Source organism: Dictyobacter halimunensis (assembly GCF_036245075.1).
In genome coordinates this window covers 5,557,400-5,581,491 of the sequence record NZ_BSRI01000002.1, presented here as the reverse complement: position 1 = coordinate 5,581,491, position 24,092 = coordinate 5,557,400, and the positions used below count along the sequence as shown (strand labels likewise).

The 24,092-nt window shown below is 58.1% G+C and carries 24 protein-coding genes; 10 read left to right on the top strand and 14 right to left on the bottom strand.

Translation table 11 applies throughout. From position 1 onward, the window contains the following. Positions 1–507: 507 nt before the first annotated feature. Positions 508–1,746 carry an MFS transporter gene (locus AABA21_RS37315; RefSeq protein WP_338258015.1) on the top strand — a complete coding sequence of 413 codons (1,239 nt, stop codon included), beginning with the start codon at positions 508–510 and terminating at the stop codon, positions 1,744–1,746. 53 nt (positions 1,747–1,799) lie between these two features. Here AABA21_RS37315 and AABA21_RS37310 read toward each other — a convergent pair whose 3' ends face one another. Together AABA21_RS37310 and AABA21_RS37305 are read right to left on the bottom strand one after the other, a co-directional pair. Beyond that, the gene (locus AABA21_RS37310; protein WP_338258013.1) at positions 1,800–2,567 is read right to left on the bottom strand and encodes a trehalase-like domain-containing protein; all 768 of its coding nucleotides are present in this window, start codon (positions 2,565–2,567) and stop codon (positions 1,800–1,802) included. A 57-nt stretch (positions 2,568–2,624) separates the two neighbouring features. Further along, positions 2,625–3,701 (bottom strand): hypothetical protein, encoded by a 1,077-nt coding sequence (locus tag AABA21_RS37305; RefSeq protein ID WP_338258011.1) that lies wholly within the window; start codon positions 3,699–3,701, stop codon positions 2,625–2,627. A 592-nt stretch (positions 3,702–4,293) separates the two neighbouring features. Here AABA21_RS37305 and AABA21_RS37300 point away from each other — a divergent pair. Both AABA21_RS37300 and AABA21_RS37295 read left to right on the top strand, forming a co-directional pair. After that, positions 4,294–4,824: a sigma-70 family RNA polymerase sigma factor gene (locus tag AABA21_RS37300; protein WP_338258009.1), complete on the top strand. Its 531-nt coding sequence runs from the start codon at positions 4,294–4,296 to the stop codon at positions 4,822–4,824. Beyond that, positions 4,821–5,597 carry an anti-sigma factor family protein gene (locus tag AABA21_RS37295; RefSeq protein WP_338258007.1) on the top strand — a complete coding sequence of 259 codons (777 nt, stop codon included), beginning with the start codon at positions 4,821–4,823 and terminating at the stop codon, positions 5,595–5,597. The genes AABA21_RS37300 and AABA21_RS37295 overlap by 4 nt, the downstream gene beginning before the upstream one ends. A gap of 103 nt (positions 5,598–5,700) precedes the next feature. Here the strand turns inward: AABA21_RS37295 and AABA21_RS37290 are convergent, their stop codons facing one another. After that, positions 5,701–6,348, bottom strand: coding sequence for a flavin reductase family protein (locus AABA21_RS37290; protein ID WP_338258005.1), 648 nt, complete (start codon positions 6,346–6,348; stop codon positions 5,701–5,703). A 349-nt stretch (positions 6,349–6,697) separates the two neighbouring features. Beyond that, positions 6,698–7,327 (bottom strand): TetR/AcrR family transcriptional regulator, encoded by a 630-nt coding sequence (locus tag AABA21_RS37285; protein ID WP_338258003.1) that lies wholly within the window; start codon positions 7,325–7,327, stop codon positions 6,698–6,700. Positions 7,328–7,387: 60 nt separating this feature from the next. On the opposite strand from AABA21_RS37285, the gene AABA21_RS37280 reads away from it, so the two are divergent. Continuing rightward, entirely contained in the window at positions 7,388–7,747 is a 360-nt protein-coding gene (locus AABA21_RS37280) for a ferredoxin (protein ID WP_338258002.1), read from the top strand. Positions 7,748–7,849: 102 nt separating this feature from the next. Further along, on the top strand, positions 7,850–9,103 hold the full coding sequence (locus AABA21_RS37275; RefSeq protein WP_338258001.1) for a cytochrome P450: 1,254 nt from the start codon (positions 7,850–7,852) through the stop codon (positions 9,101–9,103). Positions 9,104–9,842: 739 nt separating this feature from the next. On the opposite strand, the gene AABA21_RS37270 is transcribed toward AABA21_RS37275, so the two are convergent. From AABA21_RS37270 to AABA21_RS37250, 5 genes are all read right to left on the bottom strand, one after another. Then, positions 9,843–10,376, bottom strand: coding sequence for a COG4315 family predicted lipoprotein (locus AABA21_RS37270; RefSeq protein ID WP_338258000.1), 534 nt, complete (start codon positions 10,374–10,376; stop codon positions 9,843–9,845). 483 nt (positions 10,377–10,859) lie between these two features. Beyond that, positions 10,860–11,348, bottom strand: coding sequence for a P-loop nucleotide/nucleoside kinase family protein (locus AABA21_RS37265; protein ID WP_338257999.1), 489 nt, complete (start codon positions 11,346–11,348; stop codon positions 10,860–10,862). 60 nt (positions 11,349–11,408) lie between these two features. Beyond that, positions 11,409–12,065: an HAD family hydrolase gene (locus AABA21_RS37260; protein WP_338257998.1), complete on the bottom strand. Its 657-nt coding sequence runs from the start codon at positions 12,063–12,065 to the stop codon at positions 11,409–11,411. A 306-nt stretch (positions 12,066–12,371) separates the two neighbouring features. Next, entirely contained in the window at positions 12,372–14,324 is a 1,953-nt protein-coding gene (locus AABA21_RS37255; RefSeq protein WP_338257996.1) for a S9 family peptidase, read from the bottom strand. Positions 14,325–14,338: 14 nt separating this feature from the next. Next, the gene (locus AABA21_RS37250; protein WP_338257994.1) at positions 14,339–15,088 is read right to left on the bottom strand and encodes a DUF3592 domain-containing protein; all 750 of its coding nucleotides are present in this window, start codon (positions 15,086–15,088) and stop codon (positions 14,339–14,341) included. A 313-nt stretch (positions 15,089–15,401) separates the two neighbouring features. Between AABA21_RS37250 and AABA21_RS37245 the strand changes: the two genes are divergently transcribed. The 4 genes from AABA21_RS37245 (at position 15,402) to AABA21_RS37225 (ending at position 19,978) form a co-directional block, all read left to right on the top strand. Next, positions 15,402–16,103 carry a Type 1 glutamine amidotransferase-like domain-containing protein gene (locus AABA21_RS37245; protein ID WP_420917250.1) on the top strand — a complete coding sequence of 234 codons (702 nt, stop codon included), beginning with the start codon at positions 15,402–15,404 and terminating at the stop codon, positions 16,101–16,103. A 157-nt stretch (positions 16,104–16,260) separates the two neighbouring features. After that, complete coding sequence (locus AABA21_RS37235; RefSeq protein WP_338257992.1) at positions 16,261–17,076, top strand: NUDIX hydrolase; 816 nt, start codon at positions 16,261–16,263, stop codon at positions 17,074–17,076. Positions 17,077–17,217: 141 nt separating this feature from the next. Beyond that, positions 17,218–17,766: a hypothetical protein gene (locus AABA21_RS37230; RefSeq protein ID WP_338257990.1), complete on the top strand. Its 549-nt coding sequence runs from the start codon at positions 17,218–17,220 to the stop codon at positions 17,764–17,766. A gap of 199 nt (positions 17,767–17,965) precedes the next feature. Then, positions 17,966–19,978: a DUF5054 domain-containing protein gene (locus AABA21_RS37225; protein WP_338257989.1), complete on the top strand. Its 2,013-nt coding sequence runs from the start codon at positions 17,966–17,968 to the stop codon at positions 19,976–19,978. 224 nt (positions 19,979–20,202) lie between these two features. Here the strand turns inward: AABA21_RS37225 and AABA21_RS37220 are convergent, their stop codons facing one another. Continuing rightward, positions 20,203–20,493: a hypothetical protein gene (locus tag AABA21_RS37220; RefSeq protein ID WP_338257986.1), complete on the bottom strand. Its 291-nt coding sequence runs from the start codon at positions 20,491–20,493 to the stop codon at positions 20,203–20,205. Positions 20,494–21,024: 531 nt separating this feature from the next. Here AABA21_RS37220 and AABA21_RS37215 point away from each other — a divergent pair. Further along, complete coding sequence (locus AABA21_RS37215) at positions 21,025–21,471, top strand: hypothetical protein (RefSeq protein WP_338257985.1); 447 nt, start codon at positions 21,025–21,027, stop codon at positions 21,469–21,471. 60 nt (positions 21,472–21,531) lie between these two features. On the opposite strand, the gene AABA21_RS37210 is transcribed toward AABA21_RS37215, so the two are convergent. From AABA21_RS37210 to AABA21_RS37195, 4 genes are all read right to left on the bottom strand, one after another. Next, positions 21,532–22,155 (bottom strand): nitroreductase family protein, encoded by a 624-nt coding sequence (locus tag AABA21_RS37210; protein ID WP_338257984.1) that lies wholly within the window; start codon positions 22,153–22,155, stop codon positions 21,532–21,534. Positions 22,156–22,338: 183 nt separating this feature from the next. After that, on the bottom strand, positions 22,339–22,767 hold the full coding sequence (locus AABA21_RS37205; RefSeq protein ID WP_338257983.1) for a DUF6069 family protein: 429 nt from the start codon (positions 22,765–22,767) through the stop codon (positions 22,339–22,341). 159 nt (positions 22,768–22,926) lie between these two features. Further along, positions 22,927–23,544 carry a TetR/AcrR family transcriptional regulator gene (locus AABA21_RS37200; protein WP_338257980.1) on the bottom strand — a complete coding sequence of 206 codons (618 nt, stop codon included), beginning with the start codon at positions 23,542–23,544 and terminating at the stop codon, positions 22,927–22,929. A 33-nt stretch (positions 23,545–23,577) separates the two neighbouring features. Beyond that, the gene (locus tag AABA21_RS37195; protein WP_338257979.1) at positions 23,578–24,051 is read right to left on the bottom strand and encodes a nitroreductase family deazaflavin-dependent oxidoreductase; all 474 of its coding nucleotides are present in this window, start codon (positions 24,049–24,051) and stop codon (positions 23,578–23,580) included. Positions 24,052–24,092 lie beyond the last annotated feature (41 nt).

Below are 24,092 nucleotides of genomic sequence, written 5' to 3'. Positions count from 1 at the left end.
GCTGAGCACCTCCTTTCTGTTCTTACTATGCGCGAACAGTATAACTCAAATTGCTCGGCTTATGCAACTGACCCCTTCTCTCTTCGCGTGCGAGATGTAATTCATTTTTTGCAAAAAGAGAGACGTAGGTTCCCGTTGTCTTTCTCTGTGCAAAAATATGATGCGCACCCTTGCGTGCGCGCGCCGTTGTTCCCGAGCCATGGATATGCTATACTTGCGGTAATTCCTCTAAATATATCGCGGTAAGCTCACGAGAAATGAGAAACAGAGTGGCACAGACGGTCGTCGGCCCCGCCGCCAGGCGGTGGTCCACAAAGGCACAACGCATCTGCATTAATCGGTGGATCGCCCATGGCCGTGCCCTGCCCTTTTTCAGCCTCGATCCATGCTAGAAAGCGTCCGCTGAACTACATATACGCATCATTCACGAGCCATGAGCGATCCGTCCGGCGATTCTCTGGCTTTTTTGTTTTGGTGCATTACGCCTTCAGCTAAGGAGTTTTCTGCATGCGTTTTTCTGGATGCCTGTCGCCGTCACGGCAGGTGCTGGCCATCGGCAGCGTACGCTGGCTGCTGCTCTCGCGCCTGTGCGCGGACATCATCTTTTATTCGACAACAATCGTACGCTTCCAGCAAGAGCGAGGATTGAACTTCACGGATATGTTTGTGATGGAATCGATCCTGTCGGCCGCCATCTGGTGCGCCGACCTGCCGACCAGCCTATGGGCGGACCGCTTTGGCTATCGACGTATGATTATCCTGGGCCACGGCTGCAACCTGCTGGGTCTGCTCTGCTTTCTGGTCGCCCATGGCTTCTGGTGGTTCGCGTTCTCAAACGTGCTGGGTGGCCTGGCGATCGCCTGCACCTCTGGCTGCGAGGGAGCACTGCTCTATCAGAGCGTGCCGGGCGAGCGGCGCGACGCGTTGGGGGGCGCGGCCTTTACGCTGCTGCGCCTGGCCTCTACCTGCGGCTTCTTTCTGGGACTGCTTCCCAGCAGCTTGATCGGTGCCCGCAGTCCCGCGCTGGCGGTGGCGCTGAGCCTGCTGCCCGCGCTCGGTTCGCTGCTGGCCGCCTGGCACATTCGGGAACCCGGCGGTCAACCGGAAGTCACCGCCCATGATCAGCTACCACTAGCAGTACGCACCAGCATGTGGGAGATCATCAGACTGGCGCTGAAGACAATACGCCAGCAGCCGGGACTGGCCGGGATGAAGATCTTCAGTTCGGCCGCCTTTGCCCTCACCAATGCCATCTTCTGGTATAACCAGCCCTATTTCAGCCGCGCCAGCCTGCCGGTGGCCTGGGTGGGACCGGCCATGGCGCTGGCTATGGCGATCCAGTTTCTGTTCTTGCTGCGTCTGCCCTGGCTTCAGCAGCGCATCAGCACGCGTCTCCTGCTCGTCATCTCGTGCGGGCTCCCCGGCCTGGCCTATATCCTGCTGGCCAAAGCGCATCAACCCCTGCAGGCCATCCTGCTGATCTCCTGCATCGTCGCCTTCTCCGCCTGGCAGGATCCCTTGATCAACCACCAGCTCAACCGGCGCATCCCCGATCAGTCGCGGGCCACCGTCCTCTCGGGACTCACCTTGATCGGCTCGCTGACCGCCATCTGGCTCAATCCCTGGATCGGCCTGCTAGGTGACCAGGGACTCGCCGTCACCGGACCCGGCCTGGGCGCCAGCCTGCTGGTGCTGATCACCTTGATCCCACTGCTCATGCGAGAACGCAAACAGAGAACCGTCTAGACGCGCCCCGCGCGGGCTCCCCATCAGCGCCGTTGCCGGTGGGAAGCCCGCGCTCAGGCGATCCCAGAAAGGCCGAAGTTGTGGATCAGCTCCGCGTTGAAGTCACGCTGCAGCAATTCATCCCAGAACAGTTGATGCGCCAGCTGGATGCTGTCCTCCACGGCCAGCGCCAGGATCAGGCTTTCGCCCTCGCTCAATACGAACCGGGCCCGCAGGGTGGGATGCCATTCCTCGCTATCCTGCACGATCTCAAGTGAGAACGGCTCGCGCACGCGCACGTCGGACAGCGCCAGCACCACGTGCTGCAGGCCACCGGAAATGAACGCGCCCATGCTATCGGGGCAGAGCACGACTTCGGCCGGGACGGTGGCGTTGTGCGGCGTCACTTTGAGGTTCATGGTGACTGGCATACTACCATATGTACATTCGATCATACGTACTAGACAGCGATGAGGCCTGCGCGTGTTAACCCTATTTATGGTAACGACTTTGCGCGGCCATGCCTGCACGGTCCCCATGGGGATAAAATCAGTCAGTTCTACAGCACCTTGCGCACGCACAAAGCGCGTTTGCAACGTGTTGGTGCGGTGGAGATAGCACTGCGAGCCGCGCTGCGGTCCATCCGCCGGCGTGATCTGAAAGTATCCCCCATGTCGCTCATCCAACAACCGGGACAGGATGGCCGGGCTATCGAAATCCGGCAGGCTGGCCCAGTCGATCGAGCCATCCGGCGCAATCAATACGACCGCGTGGCTATCGCCGATGACGCCATAGGCATTGATCAGCGAATATGTCTGGTGAGGTTTGTTCTCCCACTCCATAATGCACCTTCTTTCTGCCAACTCTCTCGCCTCACTATTTCTGAATGCGTATGTACATCACGCGCAACCCTTTTGATCCACAGCCCTCCCTACTACAAGCAGCAGGATGGCCGCGATCAGGATCGGTACCACGGCCGGCCAGGCCGCGCCGATCCGCACTAGAGGAGGTTGACCCGTAAAGATGGAGCGCGCGCCATAAATGAAGGGAATCAGCAGCATGGCGTACAGCAGGTTATTCAGCACGCGGTACCACAGACGATCGTGCCTGTGCCCAAAGATCAGCTTGAAGCCTCCCCGCACACCCAGCAGCAGCAGCGCCGCGATCAGCCACAACCTGAACCCGGCCGCGCTCCCTTTGATGCCCACCAGGTAGCCATTCGCACCCAGCGTCAGATTGGCATAGCTGCCATACAGCATGATCGCCAGCCCCACGATCAGCAGGAGCTCGATCAGCAGTTGCGCCGGGACCCGGCGCCATCCGCGGACGCCCTCACAGCGTTCTTTCACCCCTTCACGACCCACCAGAAGCAGCATGCCCGGAATGGTGATGCCCAGAAAGCTGATCCAGCTCCACTGCGGCGCCTTGAGATCGGCCAGCGCGAGCTGCGACAGCCCGATCCCAAACAAGATGGTGCCTGTAATCAACAGCACCCCATCACGCACAATGTCGGAAAATCTAACCGCGCCCCGTGGTCGCGCGACCTTGAGGGAGCCGGCCAGGGCCAGCGCGCCACTACCAGCTATCAGACCGATCAGCACGGTGATAAACTGGGCCAACGCGAACGTCGGGGTCACGTAGCCTTGATGAAATGCCGGTATCGCCACACCCAGGTAGAGAAAGGACGCCGCCAGGGCCAGATCACCCGCCAGCAGGACCCCTCCGGGCGTCTGCTGTTCTTTAAGCTTCAGCTCGCTCCACATCAGCAGGCTGGCCACCAGCATCGACAAGCTCAACACAACCTCGATCCCCTTGATGAGGACGCTGCCGTCCGTCAGAAAGAGCAGGGTCAGCATGGTAATCCCTATCAAGGTATGGGCGCCCGCGCTTACAAAGCCGTATCCTCGCGCCAATCTTTGTGTGGGGGAGGAATCCTGGCTATATTCCCCCGTATCTATCGAGAGTACATTACCCATCTAAATCTTCTCCTTCAGGCCAGGCAATCACATCCGGCCTCTGACATCAGGCTCCCTCCCACGGCACAACAATGCATATGGTGACGCTAGCATCTACCCCCATTCTCTTTCCTTCATCTCTCCAGACTGCTCTTTTACAAATTTATTCCCGCTATCCACTACAAATCGGAACATCAAAAATCAAAACACTACAGCATAAATAGAAAAATCACGGAACATGGTGTATGATGGTAAAGGAGTCCAGTAAGAATTGAGCACGGAGTCTATTTTGCATTGGTTCATGCGGCGCTCACATCTCTATTTTGCATTGGTTCATGCGGCGCTCACATCTCTATTTTGCATTGGTTCATGCGGCGCTCACATCTCTATTTTGCATTGGTTCATGCGGCGCTCATACCTCTATTTTGTGTTGGTGCAACAGAGGCGCGAATGTGCCTCTGTTGCACCAACACAAAAAACTACCGCGGCCGCGCAGCGGACGCGCGTGTGGGGGCGCCCACGTGTCCTCACAACAAAGAGAGTAAACCACTCTCACGGGAATAAAATCTGCTTAGCATCAGTCCCTTTTAGTGGAAGGTAAAAAGGTGCGTAAGTGCAACCGCATGACCAACGCTTACGTTTTGAGCAGCTCATCTTACCGCACCTGGACGCAGCATACAACCTGGCGCGCTGGCTCACCCATAATGACCAGGATGCGCAAGATATGGTGCAGGAAGCATGCTTACGGGCCTTCAGATTTTTGCAAGGGTTTCGGGGTGGAGATAGCCGCGTCTGGTTGCTAACCATTGTACGCAACACCTGTTATACCTGGCTGCGACAGCGGCGCCTGGATGAACAGATGGTGCCATTTGATGAAGAGTTACACGATAGAGAAAGTGATGTGCTTAATCCGGAAGTGCTGCATCTGCGCCGCATCGATCAGCAGAAGCTCAGCGCGGCGCTGGCGGCCTTGCCGTTAGAGTTTCGCGAGGTCATGGTCTTACGCGAGCTGGAGGAGATGTCGTACCGGGATATCAGCACGATCGTGCATATCCCGCTGGGAACAGTGATGTCGCGCCTGGCGCGGGCTCGTAAACAACTGCAGCGCTACCTCGCGCAGCAGACGAACGAAGAAGGAATATGATGAATTGTACAGAGGCACACCGCTTTTTGCATGCCTACCTGGATAATGAGCTGGATATCGCCCAGAGCCTCGATATCGAGCGCCACCTGGAAACGTGCGCGGCATGCCGGGAAAGTTACGATGGATATCAGGAACTGCGCGATGCGATGAAGGGTAGCTCTCTGTATTTTACCGCGCCGCCGCAGTTACGCCAGCGTGTGTCGTCATCGCAGCGTCAGCGCGATCGGGCCAGCTTCATGGCCCGAACCACCCTGTGGCGCGGACTCGGCGTTGCGGCTGCGGCATGCCTGATTGTGGCGGCCCTGGCGGTCCTGCTCAGCGGGATCTGGCGTAGCGGCCCTACGACCTCGCCAGGAGGGGGAAACGCCCTATCGCAACAGGTGTTTGATAGCCATATGCGCTCACTCACGGCCAACCACCTGGTGGATATTCGCTCCTCCAATCCCGATGCCATCAAGTCATGGTTTCACGGCAAGCTCAACTACACACCCTACATCTACGATATCAGCTCCGATGGCTATACGCTGGTCGGGGGTCGCCTGGACTACCTGGATAGGCAAAACGTGGCCGCCATCGTCTACCAGTACCAGGGGCATAACGTTAACTTCTTTCTCTGGCCCACCACACAGGGGTCCATGCCCGTCAAGATGGACACCATCCAGAGCTATCACCTGGCCAACTGGCGCGAAGAAGGCATGAACTGCTGGGCTGTCTCCAACGCCAGTCCAGACGCTCTCCAAAACTTTGCTCGCCTGCAACAATCATGGGCATAAAAAGGCGTTGCAAAGAGAGGTGTGTGGGCATGGCAGCGTCGCGCGCCGCCATGCCCACACACCTCTCTTGCATATACACCTGAAGAGGCATCTGGGCGGGCTGCTATTTGTGGCTGACGACGGCGCGTGCCGCGCTGGCACCGTAGAAGGCGGGCTCGAGCCGAGATGGATGCAGCTTGCCACCCAGCCCGAAAAATTCGCAGAAGCTCATGATCAAGGGATTCCACTTTTCGGGATCGATGTAGTGGTCAGTACCGGGGATCAGCAACCGCTCGTCGATGTGGACGCGCACGATGCGCATCTCAATCGCCTGGATGCTCCCGTTCCGCTCGTCGAAGCCGTGCGCCCGCTCGACCAGCGCCTCCAACTGCACCGGACACTCAGCTACCAGCGGCGCGTTCACCAGGTCCGCCGGCCGTGGCGTCAGCCCGGCCACGCCAAATTTATCGGCCTCATAGCGATAGCCGATGCTCTGCTTGCTCTCCGGCACAGGATCGCGTCCCGTGGTCAAAGCCAGCCGATCGACGGCCGCCACCAGGTCCGCCGAGGGGAGGTTGAGGACGCCCTGCCGCTCGCGCAGCAGGTTCTCGACCGTCATCGATCTGCCACTCATCCCCAGCATGCACGATTGGTTGAGCCACCAGGCCGACGACATCGGCGCCAGGTTCAACGAACCATCCACGTTGCGCGTACTGATCAAGACCACCGGCGTACCAAAATAGAGGATACTCGGTTCAATCACCCTATGCATCTGTATGCTCCTGTTCATCATCCATCGTTCACGATACACGCGCCACGCCCCATCCTCGCCACCCGACCAGTGCGGGCGCGCCACATATCATGCAGCAAGCATAATGCATAAACCATCAGAGACCTATCCGCTTCTTGCGCTCCAAATTTCCATGCTACTCTGCGCCCACAACAACATCAGCGCACCGCACCCACCCAACCTGTTTCTTTTTTTGGCAACCTCAATTGACCACAATTTAATTGCGCACAATTTAATTGCACGCAGCATAACACGCCAAAAAAGAAAAAACATCCCCCTATGCGTCTGCCAGTTGGAACGGCGTACGCGAACAAGACAACGTTGCTGTGACTTAGCTGACTTCGCGCGCGAGGGAGGAGAAGTAGGCGAGGTGTTCACGCAGCAGCGAAACGAGGTCAGTGCTGGCGTCGTGCTCGAACCATACGGTAAGCGCCGCGCGGAACGCGGCCATGGAGACCGCGACCAGAAAACGGAGATAGTCCTGGCCCGCCTCCGAACCCGTCCGGGCGGCGAGTGCCTCGCAGAAGGCGGGCTCTGTTACCGCCAGCGAGTAGAGATATCCAGGGATTAGAGAAGGGGTGACAGTGGCGATGTGGTAGCGCAGCAAGAAGCCCGCTTTCTGCTGCTGATAGAGACCCGCGAGATGCTCCAGCGTCTCGATCAACGCCCCCGGCGCCGATTTCGCCGCCGCGACATGCCGGAGATAGCTCGCGCCCTCTTCCAGAATCGTCTGTGTGGGCGCGAAGAGCAGTTCTTCCTTTGAAGCAAAGTAGCGAAAAAAGGTGCGCGGCGACATCATCACCGCGTCGGCGATATCCTGGATGGAGGTCTGCTCGTAACCACGCTGCTGAAAGAGCCGCAGCGCCGTCTCTTCAATCGTTGCCTGCGCCAGGCGTTTCTTGCGTTCACGCAGACCCGGCTGCCGCCCCAGGCTGTCCTGCGAATCCACTATGTCATTCAAGTGCTTTCTTCCTTCATTGACTTTTGTCACATGGTGACATTATAATCCAGGGAGATGCTCGTGACAACTAGAGACAGCTATCCCACCCGTCGATTCCTTTTAGGAGGGGACGACGTACAACAGAACGTGCACACGCAGCAACGTGACACGGCGAAAGGAAGGACTGAGGAGATGCGCGTCATTGCCTTGACCAAAAAATGTATTGCCAGCGGATCTTGCGTACTGGCCTGCAGCCAGGCCTTTACCCAGAGCGAGAGCGATGGCACGGTTGAGATCCTGCAGGAACATCCACCCCTGGAGCTTTTGCAGAAGGTCAAGTACGCGGCCGAGGCGTGCCCGGCCGAGGTCTTTGTCGTTGAGGATGAGGAGAATACCTCGGAGCTGACGCTGACCGCCGATGATCGGGAGGTAGAGGAGTAAAAGTTCTCGCGTGCTTTTGATGTCAACTGAATCAGAGTAGTAAAGAGCCGACCGACAGCCATCCAGCCATTTGCTGGTGACCCGATGGATTGGAAAGGATATATGAGTCAAGAACCTATCACACCGAACGTTGAAACTGAACAACAAGATATCCCGAACTACCCATTTCCGTTTGCTCCCCATAGCCTGAGCATCCCTGCAGAGTATGAACGCCTGCGCAACGAGTGCCCGGTGGCCAGGGTACATATGCCCTATGGCGGCGATGCATTTCTGCCCACGCGTTACCAGGATATCGCCAAAGCCTTTGGTGATCCCAAATGCGGCCCGGTCCTGCGTTCGGATGGCGCGGTCCCGCGCATGGAAGCGGGCGATGTCACGGGGACAAGCTCCAGCGACGATTCGCTCTTTTCGGTCTCCGATGCCCGGCACAATAAGCTGCGGCGCGTGGTCACGCAGGCATTTACGGTGCAGGCCGCCAACAAGCTGCGCCCGCGCGTGATCGAGGTAACCCACGCGCTGGTGGATGCCATGGAGCGTTCGGGGCCGCCCGCCGACCTGTTTGAGGACTACGCCATCCGGACCCCGATGACGGTGCTCTGCGAGATGCTGGGCATCCCGCAGCAGGAGGAAAGATTCCTGCGCCAGTCGGCGCGCATCGCCCTGTCAACGGTGGCGAGCCCCCAGGAGCGCTACGCACAGGCCATGAAGCTGAGGCAGTATCTGACCCCGATCATCGAACAGGCGCAGAAGGAGCCTGGCGATAACGTGCTGGGCCTGCTCGTGCGCGCGCAGCAGCAGGGTGATCATGTGATGAAAGAGTCTGAGATGTATTCCTTCGCCATGGGGATGATCATCGCCGGCTTTGAGACGGTGAGCACCACCTTCACCAATTCGGCCTTCATCGTGCTGCAAGATCCCGAGCTGCTCACGCGCTTACGCGCACAGATCAGGGAGCCCGAGCAGTGGGCGACCGCGATCGAAGAGCTCCTGCGCATCACCCCGATCGGACATGGCAGGCCACGCATCACACGCGAGCCCGTCCAGTTTGGCGAGACGACCGTCCCCGCCGGGGAGGTGGTTTACCTATCGGCGATCGCCGCCAACTATGATCCGGCCGTCTTTTCCGATCCCGATGAGATTCGCTTTGATCGCGAGATCAAACCTATGCTGAGCTTCGGACGCGGCATCCACGCCTGTCTGGGGCAGCAGATCGCCCGCATGGAGTTGCAGGTGCTGTGGGAAACGTTGCTCACGCGGCTGCCAACGATCCGCCTGGCGGTGCCTCCCGAGGAAGTCCCCTGGCGCGCGGATGAGACCCTGACGTTCGGGCCTTCTAATTTACCCGTGACCTGGTAAAAGGCACCATCCCTCTGGCGCGCGGGAACGGGCTCAGGGGCGTAACTATGATTACGCCCCTGCCTGCCGGGCTTTTTCTTTTCTGCCGGTGATGACGCTACTAGCTACACAGAAAAAACTCATATCTTATTCCCTATTCCTTTGTATGCGTGCAATACAGATTAAGATCGTTTTATTTATATGCACGCATCCGCGGAGGCACCCCCTTCAAACACGCACATGCATATAAGGGGATAAGAGGAAATGAGAATCAAGGCGAGATACGTTCAACGTAGGTGCCGGGCTTGCCCCGGCTTGGAGCCGACAGGCGACCCCGTACCCGGGCGCCCACGTTCCCCGAACACGTGACCGTTCCCAGAGTAGGACGAACCCATCGATGGCACGCGTTCCATTGGCGCAGCGTTTGCAAGAAAGATATCATCGTTAATGGAACGTGGGCACCCGGGTACGGGGTCGCTTCGCGACAAGCCGGGGCAAGCCCGGCACCTACGCTCTATCTAAGAATGTCTGGATGCTCTGCATGAACTGCTCTATGACCTGCAGCGAACGGTCGATGCCTCCGGGTACTTCCAGGGAGTGATCCGCCCCTTCGATCACCAGTGCTCTTGCATGACTATCTTGAACACATCGGGCTGTGCGTCACACAGAACTAACAATGGGTAATCTACGGCACAGTTTTCTCCTGGCACGATATCGTGCCAGGAGAAAACTGTGCTCCTGCTTGATGCGAAGAACTATTCTACAGTCCAGTAGGGATGTTGGGGGTGGCGAGCTGCCAGGGCGAGTTATCAGCCAGCGGAGCATTGTAGTCACCAGGTTTCTTATCACCAACATAGGTGTAGAGAGGATAGCCCTGGTAGAAGACTACCTGGCGCCCGAGATAGTCGGTACCCACACTCAGTTTGCCGGGAAGTGGGGTGGTAGAGGTCGGAGTGCCTGTGCCTTTATAGAGCAGAGGATGCCAGGTTTTGGCGCAGGTGCCATCACAGCTAAAGCCGCTCGCCCCCTGCCACTCATGGACATATAACGTCATACCCTTGGTCGTGGTCAGCACGGTAATTGTGCTCCCTACAGCCTGATGGGATGGAACCTCGCCCACCGAGACAACAACTGAAGACGAGGAGGATCGTGATACATTGATATTTGTCGATATATAGGACGCCGAGACCGGGGTATAGGTGCTGGCCATCGAGGGAGTAGACTCGCAGACCGCCAGCATTCCAACCAGCATCAGAGCGAGGCCCAGGCTAACAAAGAGGGTTTTCAAACGCATAGTGTTTTTCTCCTGTGTTTGTACATAAGTTTTAAAAGAGAGTTTTTCGGCGGGCACAGAGGGGACATAGGCATCCGAAAACGTCTGCGTGGGTTGAAGGATCATGGCGAAAAAGCTTCTCCTTTCCACTGCATCTCCTGATGTAAACAAAAGAATATAGTGTCCGCTAGATAAAGATAACATTACTCACAGGCCATGTATGTGAAGTATTTCACAAAATGTTTTTTTGTCTGCTATGCCGTTATATATATCTCGTGTTTCAATGGAGTGAAAGATAAATTACTCGGCCAGCATGAACAGACACAAAAAAGATCAGGCAAGCAACGGGGGTCCACTGCTTGCCTGATCTTGGACCTCTGGGGAGGGGAGATGGTTTGTCATCATTCAGGCACGACCCTACGGAAAGTCGAGTCGGCGGCAACGGTCAGTCGTAGTCCTCCAGAACCTCTTTTCCCCGAGTCCGAGGTGTCGTAATACCAGCCGTTAGCTGTAGATGGTGTAGGCGTCAAATAGTCTTAGCTCGTGCTCATCGGGACGCTGAAATATGTGCCAGTAACGCTCAAGCTCCTGCCTGGTAATTGGCACTGCGCCATGAGCCAGGGTGCCATTTCTATACTCCAGCCTGCGCCAGATTTCATCAAAAGGTACATCGAAAAAGTGCATTTCTGTTCGGGCGTTGGATCGCTTTGCGTCTGCTCGCTTTTGGCTGCGTTCAGATTGTTGCCAGAGGCCATCTTCCAGGATGACATCCTGACCGTTACGGAGGAGCGTCAAGGCAAATGCATAGAGTCGAGCCTGAAGCTTTTCGTGAAACTCCTCATTACTATGATCGATTCCTAACTGCTCCTGCCAATCGTCAGTACAGATGCGAATGCCCTTACCTGCTTGCTCAAGCTTTTTTGCGAGTGTTGTTTTCCCTGAACCGGGCAGGCCACAGAACAGGGTGAGTGTTGGTTGATCATGTAATTTCATAAGCTTATCTCCAGTGCTCCTGGTGCAACCATCCTCCCCACCCTGGCTTCTCCTGGATATTCATAAACAATAATCCGCCAGCGAGAAATCCGCCAGCGAGAGCAGTCGCAGATCAGCCTGCTCAAACGCGAGGTGCTGCGTTAATGGATTGGGGATGGCGACGCAGAAGAGGCCAGCGCGTTTGGCCGCCTGCACACCGTTGGGGGAATCCTCAAACGCCATGGCCTGATCGGCTGGCAGGCCAAGCCGCGCCAGCACGACCTGGTAGACATCGGGGAATGGCTTGGCCCGAGCGACCTCATCGCCGCACACGATATGCTCAAAGAGAGCATCCAGCCCCCTCTGAACCAGGTGGGTTATCACCCACTCCCTCGGCGAGCTCGACGCCACCGCGAGGCGCAGTCCACGCCGTTGCGCCTGCGCGATAATCTCCGCTACGCCGGGCAGCAAAGGCCGGGCGGCCACCAGTTCGGCATAGCGCCGCCTGCGCCGGGCGCGCAGCTCGGCACGATCCAGCGTACGCCCCAGCAACGCTTCCAGGTGATCATGTGGATGAAACGCACGCGACGAGCTACCCGTCCCAATCAACGGCAGCCACATCTCCAGAGAAAGCGTCACCCCATACTGCGCATAGATCTCCTGCCAGGACTGAAAATCGGGCTGCTCGGTCTCAATCATCAAACCATCAAAATCAAGAATCAACGCTCGCATCACCATACACGCCACCTCCAATCATATTTCAAAACATCTATCCCAAACACGAGCACGCCCCCGTAGCGGCGGCCCTCAAGGTTAATACGTTCAACTTAAGAACATGCATGAAGAGAAAAGACCACAGTACATGCGGGGCTTGCCCCCGCTTGTTTCCTCGCCGCTCATCAATGTAGGCTTCTGCTGATGCAGAATACCTTTCTTGTTACTTTTTTCGTGCAGAGAAGACAAAAGCGGGGGCAAGCCCCGCACGTACTGCGGTCGTATTTCTTGTTGCTTGCTCTTAAGTTGAACATATTGACCCTGCTCGCCTCACGCGCGGAGCCAGCGGTCGTACCAGCGGCGGACACGCCGGAGCAGGTCGAGCTGGTGGGCGCGCTCACCGATACCATGCGGCTCACGTGGATAGAGGACCATCTCGGTCGGGACCTGGTAGTGGCGCAGGGCGCGGTGGAAGCCGGTGGCCTGGCTGACGGGTACGCGAGCGTCGTTCTCGCCGTGCAGGATCAGGACAGGCGTCGTGACGCGGCTGGCGAAGGTGATCGGGCTCAGCTCGCGGTGGCGCTGCGCCTCCAATCCATCCCAGGGAGCGGTGCGACCCAGCTCTTGCTCGAAGTCGGGCAGGTCGCTGGTCTGCACCATCAGGCCCCAGTCGGAGACACCGGCACCCATGATGGCGGCTTTGAAGCGGTCGCTCTGGGTGACGGCCCAGGCCGACATGAACCCTCCCTGGCTCCAGCCTCCGATGCCCAGGCGCTCGGGATCGGCGATGCCGCGCTCGATGGCGGCGTCGACGGCCGCCATGACGTCGCCATAGTCGGCCCCTCCTACATTCCCCAACGCAGCAGCGGCGAACTCTTCGCCATGACCGGACCCACCACGGGGATTGGGCATCAGGACGGCGTAGCCCGCCAGGGCCAGCCACTGGGCCCAGTTGCCCCAGGAGAGATTGAAGCCGGCCATCCAGTTTCCGTATGGTCCGCCATGCACCAGGACCACCGTGGGGAGCCGCTCGCCCTCGACGGCGTCCGCCGGCCGCAGCAAGAGGCCATCCAGCTTCAGGCCATCGGGGGCGGTCCAGTAGAAGGCTTCCTGCTTCACAAAGGAGATGCCCGCCAGCTCCGCGTTGTGCGTAGAGAGCTGCCGCAGCTCTTTCAGTGATTCTCCGGCGCCGCCGGCTCCCGCCCAGACCTCCAGGGGCTGGACGCTGCTGCCGCGCGCCATGGCCACGGTGATGCGCCCATCCTCCAGGTATCGCACGTCGGCCGCGCCAAAGGCCGAGTCTCCCTGTCGCGACCCTTCCTCGCTGGGGAAGATGCGGCTCAGCTCGCCGCTCTGCCCATCCAGCCGGTACATGTTGAGGGAGAGACCTTCGACGGCGCCGATGGCGACCTGCTGCTGATGGTGCAAAGGATACAAATAATAGACGCAGTTGCTCTCGCCACCGGCCAGTCGCCGTGGCTCGCCTCCCTCGGCATCGACGCAGTAGACCACCATGGAGGACTGCGCTTTGCGGCTGGCGGAGCCGATGAAGAAGAGTACCTTGCCATCCTCGGACCAGGTGAGGCTGTTGACCATGCCGGACCAGCGGCAGACAACCTGCGGCTCGCCACCGGCCAGCGGGATGCGCTCGATGACGTGCTCGTGGGCCATCGATTCCAGCTCGGGGGTCTGCCAGGTGACGTACGCCAGCTCGGTCCCTCGGGGATGCCAGGCAAAGTCGGCCACGTGCCGCTCCTGGCTGACCAGCGTGGTGACCTCATTGGAGGCCAGCGAGAGCAGGCGCAGCCGCGCGTACTGCAGCCGCTCGCCATAGACATTGGCGTCGTCGCGCTCTTTCTCGCGCCGCTCCTCCTCCTCGTCCGGCTCGTCGGCGCTGCTGAAGGCGATCTGCCCACCACCCGGCGACCAGTCGAACTGCATCACCGCCCGCTTGCTCTCCTTATCCCCCAGCCGCCGCGCCTCGCCACCGTCGACCGGCAAGGCATACAATCCGGCCGTGCCCCGCTCGGCACGATCCGAGAGAAAGGCCAGCTGGCGTCCATCGGGCGACCAGCGCGGACTATTATCCTTGCTCTCGCCGCTGGTAAACAGTCGGGGCGGCGTGGAACCATCGACGGGGGCAACCCACAGCGCACTGACGCCGTGCTCGTCCTTCTTGCCGACTGTGCCCACGACATACGCGACCCGGCTCCCATCGGCGGAAAGCTGGATCCCTCCCGGTATGGCGATATCGACTACCTGCTCGGCGCTCAAATCAGACATATACACATCCTTATCTAAAATCGTTCATCCCTGGGATAGCTATTTCCTTCCTCTGGATAGCTATCTGCCGTCTCATCCTCCGGAACGTTATTATACCGTTCGCCCTCAGCAAATCCACCATACGGCTCATTGGCCACGTATCTATTATACTGCTCAGCCTCGGTATAACTATTATTATACTGTCCGGCTCCTGAATAGTTATTATTATACTCGACCCCCGAGTAACTATTGTTGTATGGTCCCGGCCCCACTCCCGCATAGCTATTATTATTCTTATTGTTCATGCCCAGTATCAGCAGCAGTTTGAACAGCAAGGGGATCACGGCCAGGCAGATGCCATTGATCAAGAAGATTATCCCCATACCACCGAAGCTCAGCGGGAAGAGCCAGAGGCTCACGAAATCGCTGACGCGCGCGTCGGCCGGATTCGCGGGATGGTAGCTCACCGAGACATTGTCGCCTGGATTATACGAGCTGGATGAATCTGAAGAGGTAAATATAATTTTCTGGCCCGCCTGAGTGGTAAAGGTAATGGTCGGCTGGCAGGTCGTGGTCGAATTACTCCTACCTGTGGCGGTACTCGTAGAGTAATGACACGACACGATCTGCCCGGTTGTTGAAACGGTGCCGGCCATAAAACTCTGATTGCTAAACCAGAGCGCGCCGCTCACGATAGTAAAAATTAGCCCTACAAAAAAGAAAATCACGCCGACCAGCAGCGGCTTCCCCCGCCGATAAGAACGTCTTCCAATCGAGAATCGCATCTGTTCGCTTCCTTTCTTGCCAGACTATCACGACCGGCACCCAAAACACTCATTCATCGATCCCACTCTATAAAGACGCTGCTATCAGCTCTTTTTATTGCTCGCACCTGAGACGATAAAGCTATCCGCGACGCTCACGGGTCATATGGTTATTGGCGCATCGGGAGCGCGGATGCGCCAATAACCATATGCGGTGCGGCCGCGCAGCGGACGCCCGTATAGATGCATGGACACAGAGCAAGATGGGAGAAGTTTTTTGCCTGCCGAGGCGGTAGAATGTTGTGCATGGATCAGAATTGGAAAGGAAACTATGATGAAATTTCTGCTCACCTCGGGTGGTATCACCAACGACAGCATTCGCAACGCCCTGGTTGATCTGCTGGGGAAACCTATTTCCGAGTGCAGCGCCCTGTACATTCCCACCGCGCTGCACGCCAACACCAATGGTCCGACCATGATCGCCCGGCTGATCAGCGGAGATACCAAAACCGCTCCATTCCCGGACGGGCATGTCTCCATGTGCCACCTGGGATGGAAGTCGTGGGGCGTGCTGGAGCTCACCGCGCTGCCCAGTATCGATAAAGAGCGCTGGCACCAGCGGGTCCGTGAGACGGACGCCTTGCTAGTGGAGGGCGGCGATCCCCTGTATCTGTGCTACTGGATGCGGCAATCCGGATTGGCCGACCTCTTGCCGGAGCTCCCGCGCGAGACGGTCTATGTGGGACTGAGCGCCGGGAGCATGGTAATGGCCCCCAGCATCGGAGAGGACTTTGTCCGCTGGAGGCCGCCCACCGGTGGCGATAGCACGCTGGGACTGGTTGATTTTGCGCTGTTTCCGCACCTGGATAACCCCTCTATGCCGGACAATTCCATGGCCGACGCTGAAAAATGGGCCGCCGGCATGCCGGTGCCGTCGTACTTGATCGACGATCAGACCGCCATCCAGGTGGTCGATGGCGTCGTCGACGTCGTCTCCGAGGGCCATTGGAAACGGTTCGTGCCCCGGCACGAATAGGTCCGCAAACCGGCTTCCCGCTGGCTTGTTGACTCCAGATTTCGCTATAAGCACCGATCATGGCGACCAGGGTTGCCATGATCGGTGCGTTGCGCTACACTGAACAAGCACGCATACGTTCTATCTTCTCAGACAATCGCTATGAAGGATGTTTTTTATGTTTGAAGGCAAGAGGCGGGGCCTCCTCTTTCTCGTATCCCCGGCGGACGCGCCGCTGCAGACGCGCTGGCTCGAGGCGCTTACATCTCTGAAACCGGTGTCGCTGGATGTAGCCAGCACCGAGCAGGCCATGCTGGCGGGACAGGATGCGCTGGCCCTCTGCGACGCGCGCACAGCCGCCCGCTGGCGCAAGAACTATCCCGATAACGTACGGCACCTCGCGCTGCTGCAGGAGGCGGAAGACGCGGCTATAGGCAACTACATCGATTACGTGCTGGATACTGAGGATTTCTTGCGGCAGGTGCAGAGCATCATCCTGGCCGAACAGAGCCGCCGCCGCGTCATCAACGCCCAGAGCAATGGCCGCCCACGCCACAGCTTCGACTATACGGCCACGGCCTATGTGCTGAGTGAAGACTATAAGAAGGTGTTGATGATTCTGAAGGCGGATGGTCGCTGGTTCCCGCCGGGAGGACATATCGACGAGGGTGAGTTCCCGCACGAGGCGGTGGCGCGCGAGGTCTTTGAGGAGACCGGCTATCGCGTGCGCTTCATTCACCAGCCGGAGGGCGTGGGGACGCGACTGGGAGACGCCGAGCTGCTGCCCGTTCCCTACCAGGTCCTGCTGGAGAATATCGATACCCACTACCACCACGATTTCATCTACCTCTGCCACACCGAGGGCGAGCGCCAGCATGGGGCGGAGTTTGAGGGGCAGTGGATCGAGATGGCCAGCGTGCTGGATCTACCCGCTCCCGACGACATCCACTTCACCATCCAGCACCTGCTTCGCCTGTTCGCCTCACATACCTGAGACACTCTATTATAGCAATACACGTGCATAAAAGATCGTGATGTGAAAAACTTCACAGTGGTTGCATGCTAAAATAGTCATATCAAACAGACAGGGATTTCTGTCCTTCATCGACAACATGGAAAGTTGAGTCGCTTTGATATGCAACAGCAGATCGACCCGCTGATCTGGAGCGTTTTACAGCCGGGCGAGCAGGTGCGCTGGTGGGACCGCCCGGGACCGAACGCGCAAGTTAGCAACAACACGTGGAAAAGGCTACTTATCCAATCATTGATTGGTGGTATTTGTGGAGCAATACTCTTACCCCTCTGTATTTTCTATCTCTCTCATCCTCGCCCTTCACTTCCCTTTTTGTTGGGCGCCTTCGTTATTGGGGCATTGTTCTTTCCCATTATCACATTTGGGAGATTGGGCCGTTCCAGTCACCGCAGCATTAGCAGAGATGCAGCCCTGCGCAAGGCGTTGCCATACACACGCTACGCGATTACGGATCGCCGGGTGCTGATGGTAACCCAGATGCCCGGACAGCGTTCCGGCATTATGTCCTTCCAACCGCATGAACTGGCTCCTATCAAACGCATTGATCAGGGCGGCGGCTGGGGCGATCTGAGCTTTGGCGGTCGCCGGGGCCGTTTTGCCAACATCTCTTCCGTAGAGTATGTTGAGCAGATGTTGCGTAGCTTTCGCTAGCAGCCAGAGGGAGACGACAAAAGAAACCGCGACAAGAAAAACGGAAATGCTCACGTTGGTGAGCATTTCCGTTTTTCTTGTCGCAAAAATATGATGCGCACCTTTTTTCATTTATGATTGATACTTTTATCTTTATTTAGTGTATACTTACTTCTACGTATCTTTATTTGCAAGCCTCTAGAAAAGAGAACCTTTTTCCATGCAACCTGCGAGTCCGCTACGCATCCACGTGGTCTTCAAGACCCATCTGGATGCGGGCTTTACCGAGCTGGCTGAAACTGTCAGGCAGCGCTACTTTACGTCGTTCTTTCCCCAGGCGCTGGAGACCGCGCGCCAGCTGCGCGAGCGTGGGGGGACGGAAGGCTTTATCTGGACAACCGGCTCCTGGATACTCTCCCAATACCTGGCACAGGCTACGGAGTCGGAGCGCCCACGAATTGAGGAGGCCATCGCCCGGGGAGACCTGGCATGGCATGGACTCCCCTTTACGCTGCATAGCGAGCTGCTGGATACCTCGCTGTTCGAGTATGGTCTGAGCATCTCACAGGAGCTGGATCGGCGCTTCGGCAAGACAACGGTGGCGGGCAAGATGACCGATGTGCCAGGACATACGCGCGCGATCGTTCCCTTGCTGGCCGGGGCGCACATCCAGTTCCTGCACGTGGGCGTCAACGCGGCCTCGACTCCGCCCGACGTGCCCACCATCTTCAACTGGCGCGCGCGCAGCGGACAGGAACTGCTGGTGATGTATCAACCCGGCTCCTATGGCGAGCTGACACTGGTACCGGGTACGCGGCTGGCGCTGGCCTTCGCCCATACGCAGGATAATGTGGGACCGCAGACAGTCGAGCAGGTGGTAAGCATTTTTGAACACCTGCGTGAGCGCTTTCCGCAGGCCGAGATCTTCGCCTCGACGCTGGATGCCTTCGCGCTGGAGCTGCTGCCCTTTAAATCCCGGTTCCCGACGTTAGGCTGCGAGCTGGGTGATACCTGGATCCATGGCGTGGGCAGCGATCCCTTGAAGGTGGCCGGGTTCCGCGCCCTGAGCCGGCTACGTCGGCGGTGGATCTGCGAGGAGCGCCTGCGCGAAACGGATGAGTCCTATCAACGGATGAGCAACGCGCTGCTGCAGATTCCCGAACATACGTGGGGATTGGATGAGAAGACCTATCTGGATGACTACAGCCATTATCTGCCGGCCGACGTGCGCGCACAGCGGCATGATGAGCGATGGCAGCTATTCGAGTCGTCCTGGCGCGAGCAGCGCAGCTATCTCCAGGCGGCGGTCCAGGCTTTGGGCGACTCTAAGGAGGGGCGCGAGGCGCGTCTGGAGCTGGCTCACCTGCGGGCGAACTATCCCGATCCTACCGGCTTTCAGCGCGTGGATGATCCCACCACGCTCCTGCAGACGCGCCACTTCGAGCTGGGCTTCGACGAGCAGGGGGCCATCGCCTATCTGCGCCAGCGCTCGAACGATCGCGTATGGGCGGCCTGGCCGCAGACGCTGGCCAGCTTCTGGTATGAGCTGTTCTCACAGCAGGACTACGAGCGCTTCTGGCAGCAGTACGTGATCAACAAAGAAGAGACGTTTGACTGGTCATTCAAGGATTTTACCAAGCCGGGGATTGAGCATTCCATTGATCGATATCGATGCTGGCGCCCGAGGCTGTCCAACCTCTCCCTGCGTCACGCCGAGGACGCCAGCCATGTGCTGCTGGAACTGGAGATGCCCGCTGAGAGCTGGCAGGTGTACGGGGCGCCGCGCACCCTCTCGCTCGAACTGCGCCTGCCCGAGGCCGAGCCCATCATCGAGATGACGCTGCAGTGGTTCGACAAGCAGGCCAACCGCCTGCCCGAGGCGCTCTGGCTCTCATTCCAGCCCCGCATCTATCCCGAGGGCATCTGGCACCTGCACAAGCTGGGGAACTGGATATCGCCGCTGGACGTCGTGTCCAACGGGAATCGCACGCTGCACGCCGTCGATGATCAGGGGGTGCGCTACAACGACGAACGAGGCTATCTCGGACTGGAGACGCTGGATGCACCCCTGCTGGCCCCCGGCCAGCCCTCGCTCCTCAACTTCACCAATCGCAAGCCCCTCATGGAGCAAGGGATCCACGTCAACCTCTACAACAATGTCTGGGGCACCAACTTCCCCATGTGGTATGAAGAAGATGCCCGCTTCCGCTTCACCCTGCGCTTCGAGGCCTGAAATTTATTAAGGAGATGGTGTAACACAACGGGTGGGCGCGAATGCACCCACCCGTTGTGTTACACCATCTCCTTAACGACTTGCTTCAGGCGCAATCGTTTGAGCAAGCGGGCATAAATGTCAATTCTCCAATGCGCTCCAGAGGCTGAGCGCGATTGAGAAATCCGGCTCGCTTCGAGGGACGATAATACTGCGCGAAACGCAGGCACATATCTTTGTCGCGCTCATACGCCTCCGCCAGCAGCGCGCGCGCGCTGACCCCCCTCAATGGTCGCGTAGTCATTGTATAGCAGCACCCCGTGGTCAACGGCACTCGAATCTAACACGTTCTGCACCGCCTGACGCGCCTCATCCAGGCTATCGGCCTGCAGCACGATCATCGTCGTCTTAATGTTCAGGACAGGTATTAAATCCTCATCCCCCTCGATCGAGGCTAAACCCATCTCCACTGACGTACGAACAAGTTCAAGAAGATCAGCATTGACATCTTCTAATTTAACCAGTTGTTCTCTCATTGACGTCGTCCTTTAATTCCTATGTGCTGTATCCACCGGACAAGCTTCGTGTAATGTTCCATTTTACATCAGCAGTCCATAGCAATACGCACATTTCAGGTAGCGGGGGTATGAAAAAATAGGAAATACATATGTAGCCCGGTAACATCCTTGTGTCGAGAGCGCATATTACGTGCGAGGAAAATGCCTCCTCCTCGCAAGCCCATTCATATTTACACGTTCCAACTCGCATCCTGGATGAATAGATAGATAGAGGAAAATCTTCCTTCGGGTACATCCCGCTTACAAACCTTTTCAGTATCTCATCAATGTATAAAACGAGATACCGTTCAAAAAAATAACGCATCCTGGCTCATGACTCACCCAAATGGGGTGCTTTTGTGCTTTCATACCCCTGGGCACTATAATTCTGGTGGTGGGGACTTGCACTCTCACTTTAAAATGGGAGGTGCGCGCCCCCGTTCGGGCGTCCGCACTTGTCCTCAGTAAGAGGAGAGTAAGATCTGCTTTGATATAAAAGGATGAACAATAATGCTTCTTTTAACGTGGCTGGTGCGCTTTGTGCATGTGACGTGCGCGGTGGCGTGGATCGGTGGCTACGCGATGATCGTACTGGTGATCATGCCGTTCCTGCGCAGATGGCCCGACGAACATCTGATCCGCATGACCATGCGGCTACTGCGTACCATGAGCTATACAGGGACCGTGGCGCTGGTGGCGGGCGCCATCTTAATTGCGCTAACCCGTGGTTACGGGGCGATCCTGCGCGGAGAATGGGGCGCGCTGGTCATCGTGGGAGCGGTGGTGGCGGTCATCCTGCTGGGCGTCGGCGATAGCGCGCTGCGCCCGGCCCTGCGCCGTCTCAAGGAGCCCGATAGCAAAGAGGCCCGCCGCATGCAGCTCTGGGCCACCATCGGCCTGGTGCTGGGACTGATCGCCATCGCCGCCATGACCCGCGCCATCTACGCCGCCTCGTAACTGCCGGGCTTGCCCCGGCTTATGGGCTTGCCCCGGCTTACAGTCCCCTGCAAATCAAGCTCAGACGTTGGCGTCGGGCGCGGCCTGCCGCCACTGACCCTCGAAAACGAATTCGTCCAGGCTCTTGCGGCTGCGCGGTGCCAGTTCGCGCTCGCGCAGCGCCGGATGCAGGCTATCAGGTGAACCTGGATAACCGAGCGCGATCACGGCGACCGGAACGTATCCTTCAGGGATGTTCAATAGCTCGCGCGCTTTGTCGACGTCGAAACCACCCATCTGGTGCGTGACCAGCCCAGAGGAGACGGCCTGGATCACCAGGTTGCCAACGGCCATACCAAGGTCATAGAGACTGTTATGCTCCCTACCGGCAAAATCGTACAACCTGGCCACGGCCACCACCAGGACCGGCACGGCCTGCGCCCATTTAGCGTTGTTTTCGTTCAGCGCCTCCAGGATGCGGGCATGCTCTTCGGGATGCTCCCGGGTGGCGAAGATAAAGTTCCAGGGCTGTAGATTGGCGGTCGAGGCGGCCCAGCGCGCAGCCTCGAACAGGCTGTGCAGCTTTTCGGCTTCAACAGGACGATCGGCAAAAGCACGCGGACTCCAACGTTCGCTGATCAATTCATGGATAGGATGGGCGACGGGGGCAGGCTTGCGGCCAGTGGCTTCAATAATAGACGACATCCATTACTTCCTTTCGAAAACGTACACCGGCACACCACACAGAAGCAGCGCCAGCATATATCTCTCAGCCGAGCATCCTCTCTATCTCTCAACTTTAAGCATAATGCCCGGCTATGGTTCATCACTAAACTTCACTCATAAAAACATGCTATGGGCATCAATTATTCCATCCACAGCGTGCTATTAAGACTGCTGTTGCGTCAGGGTGGTGAGCAGGCCAATGGCGATGGCGCCCGAGACGAGGTGCATGGCGATCATGGTCCAGAAGATGCTCATGTTCATGCCGGGCAGGGGAAAGATGCCGATCAGGGCCATCACCGGGGTGAGCAGCGAGAGAACCAGCAGGGTCAGGGCGATGATGCGGAAGAGGCGGATCGGGCGCCGCGCGGAGCGGCTGACCAGCCAGAAGATGAGCAGCGCCAGCAAGAGGAAGATGCAGCTGCTGCCGATGATCGATGGCGGCTGCAAGGATTGAAAGCTGTCAGAAACCCCCAGAAAGGCAACCGCCAGGGCGCGAATCAACAGGTTGGCGATAACGACGCAGGCGATGGTCAGGGGTCCAACCCACAGCAGGCGGCGTGGCGCGACCTGCTCGTGCGATAGTGAGGCCATGAAAATTCCTCCTTCAGGCAGACGTGTAAGCAGTTGCCGCAGTGGCTCTACGCTTACCCGTTTGATACAATTAACGTGTCTGGCCTCACTATAGCAGGCGAGAGGGGAGAAGCCCCCCTCCGGATGGGTGGTCTGCCGGGTGGTTTCGCGTCGCTATTTCTATGCAGGCGAAAAAGGCGGTCGCAGGCCGGTCAGCAGGAGCTGTATGGATGACTCAGCCTGCGCGCCCCACTGGAATGCCTGCGTATCGACAAAGTGCAGCAAGGCCAGGCCCTCAAACAGCGCCGCGATGGTGACCGCCGTGGCCTGCGCGTCGACCGACTGGAACTCGCTACGCGAGCTGCCGCGCTCGATCAGGCGCGCCAGTTCGCGCCGATACTCCCTGAAGTAGTCCTGCAAGAACTGGCGGATCTCGCTGTCGCGCCCGGCAAGCGAGTAGAACTCGAAGGAGATCGGCATCAGCTCGACCATCGACTGCATGGTGACGGAAAACTGGCGCGTGAGCAACAGCAGCTGTTCGGACACCGGTTCCTCGCGCTCAACCTCAACGAAGGCGCGCAGATGCTCCATCTCCTGCGTAAAGAAATACTTCAGGAGAGCCGCGATCAGCGCGTCCTTATTTTTGTAGTACAGGTACAGGGTCCCCTTCGAGAGCCCGGCCTGGGCGGCGATATCATCCATGCGACTCTCAGCGAAACCCAGCCGGGCAAACACCGCGATCGCCGCCTCCAGGATCTGCTGCTTGCGCTCCTCACTCACATCGGGACGGGGAGACATACCTTCTACCTCAACATTCTATCTCATTCTTTACTACTGCGGACGAAATGCCACCCCGCGCAGACTCTGGCTGAGGGCGCGCAGTCCTTCGGAAGTGCCATCATAAGTATATCCTATAACTCGCATCAATCCGCGCAGCAGTCGGGGATGCTGTCTCCGATACTCCTCCAGCAGGCGCAAGGTCTCCTCGCATGAGAGCATGCGCTGCTGCGGCACATAGCACTGCCGCCCAACCTGCACCTCCACGGCCGGGCGAGCCTGAATGTTGCGATACCAATCGCTCTTCACCCCGTAACCGGCCATCACGATACACTCCCGTGTCAGCGGATCGTAGCGCACCACCTCCAGCACGTTCTGCCGCCGCAGCCCGCTCTTGCGTCCGATATGCGTAATCATCAACATACGATGTCCAAACAGCCAGCCCAGGTGCCAGCGATACAGATAGCGTGGCACCATAAAACCCAGGTACAACAGCCCCCTCGGCTTCGAGGGTATCTCAAGAGCCATGATCGCACTCCTTCCTGTGCAAAACAATAATAACTGACCGG

Excerpts from the sequence above, each read along its gene's own strand:
- AABA21_RS37315 (WP_338258015.1), top strand. The coding sequence starts at position 508 with ATGCGTTTTTCTGGATGCCTGTCGCCGTCACGGCAGGTGCTGGCCATC.
- AABA21_RS37310 (WP_338258013.1), bottom strand. The coding sequence starts at position 2,567 with ATGGAGTGGGAGAACAAACCTCACCAGACATATTCGCTGATCAATGCC.
- AABA21_RS37305 (WP_338258011.1), bottom strand. The coding sequence starts at position 3,701 with ATGGGTAATGTACTCTCGATAGATACGGGGGAATATAGCCAGGATTCC.
- AABA21_RS37295 (WP_338258007.1), top strand. The coding sequence starts at position 4,821 with ATGATGAATTGTACAGAGGCACACCGCTTTTTGCATGCCTACCTGGAT.
- AABA21_RS37290 (WP_338258005.1), bottom strand. The coding sequence starts at position 6,348 with ATGCATAGGGTGATTGAACCGAGTATCCTCTATTTTGGTACGCCGGTG.
- AABA21_RS37275 (WP_338258001.1), top strand. The coding sequence starts at position 7,850 with ATGAGTCAAGAACCTATCACACCGAACGTTGAAACTGAACAACAAGAT.
- AABA21_RS37270 (WP_338258000.1), bottom strand. The coding sequence starts at position 10,376 with ATGCGTTTGAAAACCCTCTTTGTTAGCCTGGGCCTCGCTCTGATGCTG.
- AABA21_RS37265 (WP_338257999.1), bottom strand. The coding sequence starts at position 11,348 with ATGAAATTACATGATCAACCAACACTCACCCTGTTCTGTGGCCTGCCC.
- AABA21_RS37260 (WP_338257998.1), bottom strand. The coding sequence starts at position 12,065 with ATGGTGATGCGAGCGTTGATTCTTGATTTTGATGGTTTGATGATTGAG.
- AABA21_RS37255 (WP_338257996.1), bottom strand. The coding sequence starts at position 14,324 with ATGTCTGATTTGAGCGCCGAGCAGGTAGTCGATATCGCCATACCGGGA.
- AABA21_RS37250 (WP_338257994.1), bottom strand. The coding sequence starts at position 15,088 with ATGCGATTCTCGATTGGAAGACGTTCTTATCGGCGGGGGAAGCCGCTG.
- AABA21_RS37245 (WP_420917250.1), top strand. The coding sequence starts at position 15,402 with ATGAAATTTCTGCTCACCTCGGGTGGTATCACCAACGACAGCATTCGC.
- AABA21_RS37235 (WP_338257992.1), top strand. The coding sequence starts at position 16,261 with ATGTTTGAAGGCAAGAGGCGGGGCCTCCTCTTTCTCGTATCCCCGGCG.
- AABA21_RS37230 (WP_338257990.1), top strand. The coding sequence starts at position 17,218 with ATGCAACAGCAGATCGACCCGCTGATCTGGAGCGTTTTACAGCCGGGC.
- AABA21_RS37225 (WP_338257989.1), top strand. The coding sequence starts at position 17,966 with ATGCAACCTGCGAGTCCGCTACGCATCCACGTGGTCTTCAAGACCCAT.
- AABA21_RS37220 (WP_338257986.1), bottom strand. The coding sequence starts at position 20,493 with ATGAGAGAACAACTGGTTAAATTAGAAGATGTCAATGCTGATCTTCTT.
- AABA21_RS37215 (WP_338257985.1), top strand. The coding sequence starts at position 21,025 with ATGCTTCTTTTAACGTGGCTGGTGCGCTTTGTGCATGTGACGTGCGCG.
- AABA21_RS37210 (WP_338257984.1), bottom strand. The coding sequence starts at position 22,155 with ATGTCGTCTATTATTGAAGCCACTGGCCGCAAGCCTGCCCCCGTCGCC.
- AABA21_RS37205 (WP_338257983.1), bottom strand. The coding sequence starts at position 22,767 with ATGGCCTCACTATCGCACGAGCAGGTCGCGCCACGCCGCCTGCTGTGG.
- AABA21_RS37200 (WP_338257980.1), bottom strand. The coding sequence starts at position 23,544 with ATGTCTCCCCGTCCCGATGTGAGTGAGGAGCGCAAGCAGCAGATCCTG.
- AABA21_RS37195 (WP_338257979.1), bottom strand. The coding sequence starts at position 24,051 with ATGGCTCTTGAGATACCCTCGAAGCCGAGGGGGCTGTTGTACCTGGGT.